We start from the raw sequence: 5,096 nt of genomic DNA on the forward strand, positions 1-5,096 counted from the left end.
AAATGATATATGGTTGTAATTCGGTAGTTTTAATATTTTTTTTTTTGTGCTTTATTTGTGGTTTCAATTACTTTGATTTTAAAAAAAACGTTTTTATAATTTAGAAAAACGGTTTTTTTTAATAGATAAATTAATCTTATACTTTGCCTATTGTTATAAATCTCCGAGTTTAAGATTTTAACTTGACTAAGCTCATTTTTTTGTCGAATTTGTTAATTCTAATTTATATGTTTTTACGCGAAATAAAATTATAATTAATAATGTTTTTTTAATGTGGCCCATCTAATGGCTTGCGTATTTCAATCACAAGTTTCTGACCTTTGTTATCAAATAATTGAGTTCCTCCTGATTCTCGATAATTAATGTAATAACCTCCTAAAATTTGTGATTTATTAAATTCTTTTATTAGATCTTGCCATCCTTCTTCATTATGTCCTGATGCATAATCTATATATTGAATAAAGTTAGAGATGTGACCTAGAGCAAATTTTTCACTTGTTTTTTTAAAAGTACTATCTTGAAATTGCTTTAAAAAAACTCTCGCGTGATCGGAATAGGTATAACCTCCTTTCTTTTTTGACTCTTTTTGATGATTATGCTCGTGAATGAGGATGCTTTTTAAATTGTATTTATTGTTAAAAAAAGGATCAACTCCTCCTTTTGAGGTAGGATGAAGCCATATTTTCTTTGCAATTGTATAAGCGTAGCTTTTGTCGCTCATATCATAATTAACTCCAATTTCTTTGATATTTAATTGTTTACCATAGTAACCTGCTATATTTGCTACAATTTGTCTATTAGTATTATTCCAGCTAAATGTTCTTCCGGAAATATCTAAATCTGAGAATAAAACTTTGTTTCCGTTAGATAAAACTACATTAATATAATATGATTTGTCGACTTCAACTTTAATAATACTTCCGTCATCATTTACATAAAAAATATCGTTATCGTAAGATTTTTTGGAGTCGCTATCAAGATTACTTTTGGCGATATAATTCTCTCTGATTAACTTCTCCATTTCATCAGTATTTTTATCATCTTCTATTTGCTGACGCCAAATAGCAAGCATAATTTGTCTAAATCTAGCCATTTCAGAAGGACTGGTATCTTCTAGTTTTATAATATGTTTTCTGATAATCATTAGGATAGTTTTTAGGAAAGGGCAAAAAGGTATTTTTTATTGTATTTCTACTTTAACAGGTTTGGGTTGGATATGATCTGAGAAAGCTGTGGTAATATTGAGACGCAAATCGTCTTCTTGTTCGATTTTGGCATCGCCGCCCAGATAACAGTTTTTGAATAACACTTCAAGAGCTTTAAATTCGTCCATTTTTGAAGCTTGCAATACAGCAGAACGAATAGCGATATCCGGTTTTTTGAAATAGGCAAACAAAGTCGTTTCGTCGTCATCTGCAATGGTCAGTTTTACTACTTTTTTATGTTTGTATTTCCATTGATTTAATTGTGCCTGAGTAATATTTCCGTCAAGAACATCGATGTTTTTTGAGTTTTCTATTTCCATTTTAAAATTCTTTTATTGTTTTTATGATAGAGTAAATTGATGTCTGATTAAGTGGTGTCTTTTGCGTTTATTCTATTGCAATCGCAAAGCAGTGGAAGACACAGGTGTAAATGTCATATTCAGTTGTAATAACTGATTGAAGTTTATTTTTTAATAGAAATTGAATTATTAAAAGATGCGGATTTTAAAAAAAAAGAGACTGCCTGAGTTATTTTTTTGGGGTTGAATAATCTCAAGACAGCCTCTCGAAGAAGATTCCCTGCTTAAAGCGGACTAATAAAGAGCTTATAGAATAAGTTTGCTGGCAAAAATCATGTTCTTTGAACTCCTTTTTTGCATAACGCATTTGATATTGGGTTTCTCTTTTTAGTCGGTTTTAAAAGACAGGGAAGGGGGAATTATAATGTTAGGAATTTATCGAGATGATTAATTCCATTCAACATGAGAACAGATCAAGTCAAAAGATACGGCAATTTTAGTATCTCCCTGGCTGATTCCTCTGCTGTTCGAGTTGAATTCGCAGTTTCTAACCGTGTGTGTGATTACTTCATTACTGTCATCCAGGTAACTTACAATCATGCTAAACGGATTAATATCCTGCAATCTTTGTCCTTTTGGTAAAGCAGCTAAAATAGCTTCGACCTCGTAGTTGTATAAAGTGATAGAAGCTTTTGCCTCATATTTTCCTCTACCTCTGTGCACAGGCATATCTCCGGCACCGTAATGGTTTTCTTTAGATACTGAGTCGCTATAGTTTACAGCTGTAATTCCGGTAACGATGTTACCTGCAATACTTACTTCGATAGATGACCAGCTGTGTTGTTGTCCGTTAATTAATGGTAATTTATTCATATGTCGCTTGATTTGTTTTTTTTAATCCTGATAACGATCAGGGACTATCACATTTATCTTTTTGTTTTTATAACAATTGAATTACGTTGATAGTATTGTTGAATATTTGTGGTTTCTTGAATTGTGAGAGATTCAATAAATTATGCTTTATCGATTCCGAAAGGATTTTTAAATCCTAAATCGACCATAATTTTACGGGCAGTTCCAATAGGAGTAATTTCTGCTTTTACTTTTAATTCTGATGTTGCTAATATGTTTTGTTTTGGATCTACATAAACATCAAAAGCAGAAACTTCCTGATTGGCAACCATTCCTTCTAGCGCACTACGGCATAATCCTTCGAAGCTTTTAGAAACTGATTGAGGTAATTTTCCATCGATATCAACTAAAACCGGAGAAGCTAATTTTGGCAATAAAGCTGTACGCAATAAACGAGTAGCTTTGTTGATTGTACGGTTATTTTCTACATAAGCAAAGTCAGATGTTCCTAAAGTACAAGTGTGGCTATCGTTAAAGTAAACACCAGGTAAGCCAGTGTGCGTTTTAGCAAAAATGAATCTTTTATCATTTAGCTCGCTTAATGTTCCTAAGGTTTTAAATTCCTCTCCACCTACAAAACCAGCTTTTGCGAAACCTTCACCAGTCAGGTTGAATTTTTCAATCCAGGCAATGTTTTCAGATACTTTTGCTTTAGAAATTGCGCCTAATGCTAATCCTACTGCGGCAGTGTTTTTATATGAATCTTTGAAAATGAATTCAATAGTAGCTCCATTTTCTTTTTTCAATCCATCTGCATTTTTTACGTTATATACATCAAGATCACCTTCTAATGGAACTACTTCTTCATTAGGAAGCAAATTATAAAGTTTTAGAGTGTCTTTGCGAAATAATTTTTTTGCAAATGCTTTTTCAACATCCATAGCTACTACTACAGAAACATTCTCAGCATCTGATCCGGCTAAAGAAGCTGCGTCAATTGTAAATCCTTTTCCTTCCAGAATAATTTCAAAAGGCATATAATCCTTGTAAGCAAGATCGGCTTGAGCTTGTGCTTTTAAAATTGCAGCCTGAGTTTGTGCAAATGTGGTTGCTCCAGAATAAATAATAGCAATTTGGCGAATATTTCCGTTTGCTTTTTCCTGCATATCCATAGCTTTTCCTGCAATTTCTTCGTAAGAAGTCCCTGTAGTTGCCATAATATACAAGTCTCCGGAAGGATTCATTCTGAAAAATTGTTGAATTTGGTAATAAGCTGATTGCCCAGTTACATCATAATCTGCTATAATTCCTAGTGCTTCAGCATCTTCTAATGACGCTAAACGCTCAATTTTGTTTAATGCTAATTTTGTAGTTGCAACTCCATCAAAAAGTAATCCTGAAACCATATCTTGTTCTGGATTTCTTCTTCCTAATCCGCCTGATAGTTTGGTAATTACTACATCGTTTAATGTACTCATAATATAAATAGTTTTAATTGTTTAAAAATTTTGTTTTATTTTTTTGCTTTAAAAAAAAGCAAAAGAAGGGCTGTAACAAGTAGGTAAACTTGTTATGATCAGGATATTTATTATTTTAAAATGTATTCGTAATCTGGAATCCAAAAAGTAGAATTGATGTTTTTTGGACAGTTTATAAAAACGGGTTTCTTAATTGAATTTTACTCTTGGCCGAAAGGTAAATTTGCTTTTGATATCGAGTACAAATTTAAGGCTCAAGTTTGCTTTTTCCAATTTTTGTGAGATTCAAAACCAGTAGTTTCAGTGCTTTAAGCTCTGGCTTCTGTAGCGAGACCTTCATTTATAATGGTATAAATAGTACGCTCTGTAAGGAACAATGTATCCGAAAGTTCAGATACCACAACTTTCATTTGTTTAGCTTGATTTCTATTTAGGTAGTTGATCACATACTCTCTCCTTTTGTCTAATAGTGTTCTGCTTCTTTTCATGTTTTAAGGTTTAAATAGGGTATAGTTTTATTTTATTTAGATTGGCGTAAATGATGTTTTTTAGTTTTATGTCATTTAATGTTTTTTGAGTGTGTTATTGAAGCGTTTTTTTAATTGATTTAACTTTTTCTAATTAAGAGTTGATTTTTAAATCAACATCTCCTTCAACCTGATTTGGATTTATGCCGATGATTCCGGAGTTCAAATCATATCCTAATTCTTCTAGTTCTTCATTACTTAAACCGTTATTAAAAAGGATGTATTTCTTTTTTAAGATATTTTCTATTAAGGTTGTTTTGTATGTGATTTCCCAAATGAAGTAATCATTTTTATTCCAGTAAACTTCCTCATTTGTATATTGTTTTTCTTTCGCTTTAAAGGTCGAATTGGTATCTAAAAAAGAGTTACTGCTTGTGCCAGATAATATAGCTTTGTCTAAACGATAGGCCATTTCGAATGCTTGTTCGTAACGATTTGAAGAAACACTATCAATTGGCAATACGATGTACAAACAAAAAGAGACATCAGCTTTATAATTTTTTTCAGATGAGGTTTCCCATGAAATCGTGTCATATTTAAACATTACTAAAGGTTTATCTATAGTAGTTTTAAAAACAGCATCGCTATAAAGTTGTATTGCTGGTGCATTAGTCGAAAATTCGGTTTCTATTGCATTTTTTTTCTCGGTATAAAAATCTTTTAAAATCATATGGTGGATTATTTTTGACAAATATACAACATATGTTTTAATATTTAAAACATATTACGATAAAA

Annotated in this window: 6 protein-coding genes; all 6 read right to left on the reverse strand. The window is 31.5% G+C overall.

Annotation, left to right across the window (positions count from 1 at the left end):
* Positions 1–268: 268 nt before the first annotated feature.
* The 6 genes from FLACOL7796_RS20345 to FLACOL7796_RS20370 all read right to left on the reverse strand — a co-directional run bounded on the left by FLACOL7796_RS20345 (position 269) and on the right by FLACOL7796_RS20370 (position 5,031).
* The gene (locus FLACOL7796_RS20345; protein WP_173972628.1) at positions 269–1,144 is read right to left on the reverse strand and encodes a hypothetical protein; all 876 of its coding nucleotides are present in this window, start codon (positions 1,142–1,144) and stop codon (positions 269–271) included.
* A gap of 36 nt (positions 1,145–1,180) precedes the next feature.
* Positions 1,181–1,525, reverse strand: coding sequence for a hypothetical protein (locus tag FLACOL7796_RS20350; RefSeq protein WP_173972629.1), 345 nt, complete (start codon positions 1,523–1,525; stop codon positions 1,181–1,183).
* A gap of 426 nt (positions 1,526–1,951) precedes the next feature.
* The gene (locus tag FLACOL7796_RS20355) at positions 1,952–2,377 is read right to left on the reverse strand and encodes a hypothetical protein (RefSeq protein ID WP_173972630.1); all 426 of its coding nucleotides are present in this window, start codon (positions 2,375–2,377) and stop codon (positions 1,952–1,954) included.
* A gap of 140 nt (positions 2,378–2,517) precedes the next feature.
* The gene (locus FLACOL7796_RS20360) at positions 2,518–3,834 is read right to left on the reverse strand and encodes a DUF2586 domain-containing protein (protein WP_173972631.1); all 1,317 of its coding nucleotides are present in this window, start codon (positions 3,832–3,834) and stop codon (positions 2,518–2,520) included.
* 308 nt (positions 3,835–4,142) lie between these two features.
* The gene (locus FLACOL7796_RS20365) at positions 4,143–4,322 is read right to left on the reverse strand and encodes a hypothetical protein (RefSeq protein ID WP_065450601.1); all 180 of its coding nucleotides are present in this window, start codon (positions 4,320–4,322) and stop codon (positions 4,143–4,145) included.
* Positions 4,323–4,455: 133 nt separating this feature from the next.
* On the reverse strand, positions 4,456–5,031 hold the full coding sequence (locus FLACOL7796_RS20370) for a hypothetical protein (RefSeq protein ID WP_173972632.1): 576 nt from the start codon (positions 5,029–5,031) through the stop codon (positions 4,456–4,458).
* Positions 5,032–5,096 lie beyond the last annotated feature (65 nt).

It is taken from the genome of Flavobacterium bizetiae, from assembly GCF_902804475.1.
GTDB lineage: Bacteria > Bacteroidota > Bacteroidia > Flavobacteriales > Flavobacteriaceae > Flavobacterium > Flavobacterium bizetiae.